Below are 3,913 nucleotides of genomic sequence, written 5' to 3'. Positions count from 1 at the left end.
GCCCTCCCCGTTGCGCTCGTAGACCGTGACGCGTTCGCCGCGCAAGGCCTCGGTCATCAGCACGGCGTTCGAGGATGGTTGCTCGCGCACCGGCGCGAGCGCGTCGATTACCTCGAATTCCTCGCCCTCGACGAAGCGCGCCGCGTCAACTTTGCCTTCGAGATATTTCGCGGCGATGTCGCCCCGCGCCGGCGTCAGCCTCGGATCGTATCCCGGGTCATTCATAACGTTCGCTCAAGAGTGCGTAAATGGCCCGCGCGGACTGGCACTCGCCGCCTTCGGGACGTGCCGGCTTCGCCGAGGGGGTCCAGCCGTAAATGTCGACATGCAGCCAGCTCTTGGCATGCTCGACGAAGCGTTGCAGAAACAGCGCGCAGGTGATCGAGCCGGCAAAGCCACCTGATGGTGCGTTGGTGATCGTGGCCGTCTTGGAGTCCAGCCAGGCATCGTATGGCGGCCACAGCGGCATGCGCCACAACGGATCGTTCTCCTTCACTGCACAACGTGCGACGTCGGCGGCGAGTGCTTCATCGTTGGTATAAAAGGGCGGCAAGTCCGGCCCCAGCGCAACCCGGGCCGCGCCGGTGAGCGTGCCCAGATCGATCAGCAGATCGGGCTTCTCCTCGTCGGCCAGCGCCAGCGCGTCGGCGAGCACGAGCCGGCCTTCGGCATCGGTATTGCCGATCTCGACGGTGATGCCTTTGCGCGACGTGAAGACATCGAGCGGGCGGAAGGCGTTGCCGGCGACGGCATTCTCCACCGCCGGAATCAGCACGCGCAGCCGCACCTTCAGCTTGGCGTCCATCACCATGCGTGCCAGCGCCAGCACGTTGGCGGCGCCGCCCATGTCCTTCTTCATGATCAGCATGCCGCTCGACGGTTTCAGGTCGAGCCCGCCGGTGTCAAAACACACGCCCTTGCCGACCAGCGTCACCTTGGGATGATCTGGATCGCCCCAGCTGATGTCGATCAGCCGCGGTGCGCGGCTGGAAGCCATGCCGACGGCATGGATCAGCGGAAAGTTCTTCGCCAGGTCTTCGCCGATGGTGCACGCAAAGCTCGCGCCGAACTCGGCGGCGAGCGCTTGCGCGGCCGCGGCGAGTTCCGACGGGCCCATGTCGTTGGACGGCGTGTTGATGAGGTCGCGCGCCAGCATGGCCGCATCTGCAATGCGATCGATCTCGGTCGCGTCAACACCTTCCGGCGGCACCAGCCGCACGTCGGGCCTGTCTGCCTTGCGATAGCGGGCGAAGCGGTAACATCCCAATGCAAAGGCGAGCGCGGCGAGCCGTGCATCGTGAGGTGCATTGGCAAAGCGATAGGTGCCCGGCGGCAGCAAGCCGGGCAGGGCACCAGGCCGGAACAGGTCTCGGGATCTCGCACCGTCGTCTTCGAGGCCGAACAGCACCTGCGCAATCGTACCGTCAGGCGCAGGCAGCGCCAGATAGCTGCCCGGCTTGGCGGCAAAGGCGCTGGCGCCCACGAACTTGCGTTGTGCCGGCGCCAGCGTCTCGACGACCCGGTCCCAGGTCGATTTTGTGATGAACGTGATCGAGGTGGCGGTGGGTGATGTCTCGAAGACAGAAGGCATTGGCGGGTCCGGATCGTCGGATCAAGCGGGTCATGCGAACGGACGAGACTTCGCAGAGTTTGGCCGCCGCTGCAATCGGCTTCGCTCGCCATCGACATTGAGGGGCTAGAGCATGATCCGGAAAAGTGCGCAGGGGTTTGCCGAAAGATCATGCTCAAATAATAACCTAAAGCGCGATGACGATTCATCCTAATCGCATCGCGCTTTAGGCAATTCCGTGCTCGGACAAATCTCGTATCTTGGGCCGAGAACCGCTGTTCGCAAAAGCACAATCGCGGGGCTTTACTAGCGTCGCGGTTGTGGCAATATCCGTGAACATTTTAGATTGTGTCGCTCGCCTCGCGCGTACCGCACGCAGGGGCGCAGTGGCACTCGGTTGGTCATTCTTGTCGGTTGGTCATTCTTGGCTGATGGCCTGAATTTGTTCGTCGAAGCATTTCTCTCATCGCTTGGGCGGCGCAGCATTCGCAGATGAGCGGCGCAAAATGGATACATCGTTCGTTATTGCGCAGATTTCCGACCTGCATCTGGATGGGTCAGGCCGGCTGCTTCCGGCCATCGAGACGCTCAGGGCCGCGGTTTGCGAGAAGATGGCGGACGTCACGCAGGTCCCCGATCGTATCTTGCTGATCACGGGCGATCTGGTCGACGATCCGACGCCGCGTGCGCTCGACGAGGCGCTTTCCGTCATCGCCTCGTTCCGGCAGACCGGTCTGTTCACCGACATCCAGGCCGTTGCCGGCAATCACGATGTCAAGCGGCCGAGCCAGGCTGCGGGCCGCCACGACGCCTACGACTACCTGCATCTGCCACGGACCGCGAAGAGCGTCTATTATCGCCAGGCAGGCCTCAACCTGGTGCTGCTCGATTCCAATCGCGCAAGCCTGATGAAGCTCGCGGGCGGACATGTCGACGAGAGCACTTACAAGGCGATCGTGGCGGATTCGGCCCGGCTGAGCGCCGAACTCGCGGGCAGCCTCGGTTCTGCGGGGCGTGCCGACTATGCCGAACCGGCGGAAAACCTGGTGCGCGTGCTGGCCTTGCACCATCATCCGCTGCCGCAGGCGACCGGCGAAGGAAAGCGCTTTCTCGGCCTGCCCGATGAGCCGTTGATGTATCTCGCCGCACCTGCGACCTTCCTGGAGTCCGCCACCTCGCTCAACGTCGATCTGGTTCTGCATGGTCATCGCCATGTCGAGGGACTGACCCGCTATTCCATCCCCGATCCGTGTGCGACATCGAGCGAGAGCGGTGAGGCGTTCTGGCGCACGATCTACGTGCTCTCATGTCCATCCTCGACCGGGCAAGCTGGCGACGATGCCGGGTTCAACCTCATCCATTTCGGCCCTGCGTCCCGGGCCGGCCGCGGGGAGCACCATTTCGCGATCAGCCGCTATTCGAGGCGGCGAAACGATGCCGCCTTCAGGCCGCTCGACTCGAACCTGGCGGACGGCATCATAAAGCTGCCGGCAGGACGGGACTTTTCCCGTGATCCGGCCGTCGAGTCGGCCATCGAGGTCGTATCGTCCGGCGCGCTGAAGCGCGATCAGGTGGCGGCGATCGCCCGCCGACTGTTCATGCGCCGCGGTTTTCACGATGAAGCGCAACCGGATTGGGCGAATTCGCTCTACGCCTACATCGTCTCGTCGCATGCCTGGACAGAGCTCGAAGGCAAGGTCGCGAGGTCCGGGCCGAGATCTGATGTCGGCACGCTCGCCGCGGTAAGAGCGCTGCTCGGCCGGTTGATCGAGCAATCCGCCGGCGTGCTCGGCATCGATCGCGCTCAGCTCGATGAGCTCTACGGCAAGGGCTTGATCAACTGCGACGATTTCCTGCGCGAAGTGCCGCGGCTGCCTTGCGCGGGAATCGACGTTCAGCAGCAGGCACAGCAGAGGCTGCAATTGCTGGAGGACCTCGCCCGGCAGGTGAAGGCGCTCGGCCTCGATTTGGACCTCGGCGGCGAAGTGCCCCTCCATCAAACGCCTGCGTGAGGGGAGGGCTCGAGAGCGTGTTAACCGGCTGTTAGGGTTAACATTCTATTGCTGGCGCGTTCGGCTCGATTGAGCGGCTCGAGAGTCAAAGCGTCATGCGCCAACGGATCAGGCTTACCCGGCTACTTGCTTCCACGTCGCTGGTCGCGACGGTGGCGATGGGCCTCGGCGGCTGTACGGCCATGTCCAAACTCTCCGACGTGACGGGCTCGGTCGGCCCGCGGGCAGAGGCGGCTCCCGGCGATCGCGCACCGGCCGAACCAGCACGCGCCATCGAAGTCTATGGCGAGCGCTACCGCGCCAATCCCAAGGACGCCGACGCCGCGCTCGC

At 64.0% G+C, this 3,913-nt stretch carries 2 protein-coding genes and 2 pseudogenes; 2 read left to right on the top strand and 2 right to left on the bottom strand.

Going from position 1 to position 3,913, the window contains the following annotated elements:
• A pseudogene (locus JHD07_RS34805) lies at positions 1 to 225 on the bottom strand (peptidase P60); the annotation flags it as partial.
• Positions 218 to 1,591: a M17 family metallopeptidase gene (locus JHD07_RS34800; RefSeq protein WP_291630413.1), complete on the bottom strand. Its 1,374-nt coding sequence runs from the start codon at positions 1,589 to 1,591 to the stop codon at positions 218 to 220. The gene JHD07_RS34800 and the pseudogene JHD07_RS34805, both read right to left, overlap by 8 nt.
• Before the next feature lie 485 nt (positions 1,592 to 2,076).
• Between JHD07_RS34800 and JHD07_RS34795 the strand changes: the two genes are divergently transcribed.
• Both JHD07_RS34795 and JHD07_RS34790 read left to right on the top strand, forming a co-directional pair.
• Positions 2,077 to 3,582 carry a metallophosphoesterase gene (locus JHD07_RS34795; protein ID WP_291630411.1) on the top strand — a complete coding sequence of 502 codons (1,506 nt, stop codon included), beginning with the start codon at positions 2,077 to 2,079 and terminating at the stop codon, positions 3,580 to 3,582.
• Positions 3,583 to 3,677: 95 nt separating this feature from the next.
• Positions 3,678 to 3,913: pseudogene (locus JHD07_RS34790) on the top strand (hypothetical protein); the annotation flags it as partial.

This window comes from Bradyrhizobium sp., from assembly GCF_016462955.1.
Taxonomy (GTDB): domain Bacteria; phylum Pseudomonadota; class Alphaproteobacteria; order Rhizobiales; family Xanthobacteraceae; genus Bradyrhizobium.
The sequence above is the reverse complement of the archived record's forward strand: the minus strand, read 5'-3'. Positions and strand labels throughout refer to the sequence as shown.

What these genes read in the sequence shown, in the direction of transcription:
- JHD07_RS34795 (WP_291630411.1), top strand. Translation starts at nt 2,077, where the DNA reads ATGGATACATCGTTCGTTATTGCGCAGATTTCCGACCTGCATCTGGAT.
- JHD07_RS34800 (WP_291630413.1), bottom strand. Translation starts at nt 1,591, where the DNA reads ATGCCTTCTGTCTTCGAGACATCACCCACCGCCACCTCGATCACGTTC.